Consider the following 1,910-nt stretch of genomic DNA (forward strand, 5'->3'; position numbering starts at 1 on the left):
CTCGACGCGGGATTTAGGGCCGTTTTTCGGCGGATTTGGCGTAGGTTTGAACATGGGAAGGTTTCCATAGAGAACCGCCCTGGATCGCTTGCACGCAATGAAGGGTGGCAGCTGTGTGCGAGTGTGCAAGACCGAGCAACCCTACCCAAAACTCGGCAGATCCGAAGATCTCCCGAACACAGCCGCCATAAAACACGGGCGCAAATGCGCCACGAATGGCTAGAGGCATCAAGGGGTGGTGTTTTACTCGGACTTGCACGTCCGTGTCACCGTTTTTTGCGATGACGATCAGAGGTTAGCGGTGCTCGGCAGTGCTGCCTAGTTCATCAAAGGCACCACGTATTGAAGGAAATCTCCGACGACATGGCAGGTAAAAAGACCCGCCATTACGCCCGTTGTAGGACACCAAAATCCAAACATCATTTTGGTTATATAAAAATTCTTAAATAGTCTTTTTAAGAATATCTCGCTTTATCTAGTATTGCTCCCACGCCGCAAGCAGTGCCGCCCACTGCCAGGCAATCATTCAAAGGAGCAGCAGCATGAGCGCATCCCTACGTAGCGTTGACGGCCAGGACGAAGCAACCATTTTGCGCGAGATCCAGAGTGCTTTGCGTGACCTGCGCTTTGGCGCGGTGGAGATCACCGTGCACAACGCCCAGGTGGTCCAGATCGAACGCAAGGAAAAATTCCGCTTGCAACAACCGAGTCATAAGCCGTCTTGAAATTAAAAGATCGTCCGAACGCGGCCCGAGCCTTCGGCAGCTCCTACAGGGGGGCTTGGCGTAGGAGCCGCCGAAGGCTCCGATCTCTTTCTACAAGCCAAACGAATTTCCAGAAGCCATAAGAAAACCAGAATTCCAGGAGCTTTCACCATGTCGTCGATTCGCCGTTATGCCTTGGCCGCCCTGGCCAGCGCTGTTTTTGCAGGTTCCGCCGTCGCCAAGGATTACGAGCTGCTCAATGTGTCCTACGACCCGACCCGCGAGCTGTACCAGGACTACAACGCCGAATTCGTCAATTTCTGGAAGAAAGCCCATCCGGACGATAGCGTGAAGATCCAGCAATCCCACGGCGGCTCGGGCAAGCAAGGCCGGGCGGTGATCGATGGGCTGCGGGCCGATGTGGTCACCCTGGCCTTGGCCGGTGATATCGACGAAATCGCCAAGCTGGGCAAATCCCTGCCGGCGGATTGGCAAACCCGCCTGCCGGACGCCAGCACGCCCTACACGTCGACCATCGTGTTCCTGGTGCGCAAGGGCAACCCCAAGGGCATCAAGGATTGGGGCGACCTGATCAAGAATGATGTGTCGGTCATCACGCCGAACCCGAAGACGTCTGGCGGCGCTCGCTGGAATTTCCTCGCGGCCTGGGCCTACGGCCTGAAAGCCAACGGTGGCGACGAGGCCAAGGCCAAGGAATACGTGCAAGCGCTGTTCAAGCACGTGCCGGTCCTCGATACCGGCGCCCGTGGCTCGACCATCACCTTCGTCAACAACGGCCAGGGTGACGTGTTGCTGGCCTGGGAAAACGAAGCCTTCCTGGCGCTGAAAGAAGAGGGTGGCGCCGACAAGTTCGACATCGTCGTGCCGTCGCTGTCTATCCTCGCCGAACCGCCGGTGGCGGTGGTGGACAAAAATGCCGAGAAAAAGGGTAATGCCGAGATCGCCGAAGCGTACCTCAAGCACCTGTACAGCCCGGCCGGCCAGGAAATTGCTGCGAAGAACTTCTATCGCCCGCGTGACAAGGACGTGGCAGCCAAGTATTCCCGGCAGTTCCCGAAAGTGGAACTGGTGACCATCGACAAGGACTTCGGCGGCTGGAAAACGGCTCAGCCGAAATTCTTCAACGATGGTGGTGTGTTCGACCAGATCTATCAGGCGCAGTAAGCTGGAATAGCGCGCAATTCA

At 56.9% G+C, this 1,910-nt stretch carries 2 protein-coding genes; both read left to right on the top strand.

Translation table 11 applies throughout. The features are described from left to right. Nucleotides 1–542 precede the first annotated feature (542 nt). Nucleotides 543–725: a sulfur starvation response protein OscA gene (oscA, locus tag OC610_RS26675; RefSeq protein ID WP_003186967.1), complete on the top strand. Its 183-nt coding sequence runs from the start codon at nt 543–545 to the stop codon at nt 723–725. A gap of 150 nt (nt 726–875) precedes the next feature. Beyond that, nucleotides 876–1,889, top strand: coding sequence for a sulfate ABC transporter substrate-binding protein (locus OC610_RS26680; RefSeq protein WP_264432220.1), 1,014 nt, complete (start codon nt 876–878; stop codon nt 1,887–1,889). The last annotated feature ends 21 nt before the right edge of the window (nt 1,890–1,910 follow it).

This window comes from Pseudomonas agronomica, from assembly GCF_025917275.1.
Lineage (GTDB): Bacteria > Pseudomonadota > Gammaproteobacteria > Pseudomonadales > Pseudomonadaceae > Aquipseudomonas > Aquipseudomonas agronomica.

Bases quoted from the DNA above. Each gene is read 5' to 3' on its own strand.
- oscA (WP_003186967.1), top strand. From the start codon at position 543: ATGAGCGCATCCCTACGTAGCGTTGACGGCCAGGACGAAGCAACCATT.
- OC610_RS26680 (WP_264432220.1), top strand. From the start codon at position 876: ATGTCGTCGATTCGCCGTTATGCCTTGGCCGCCCTGGCCAGCGCTGTT.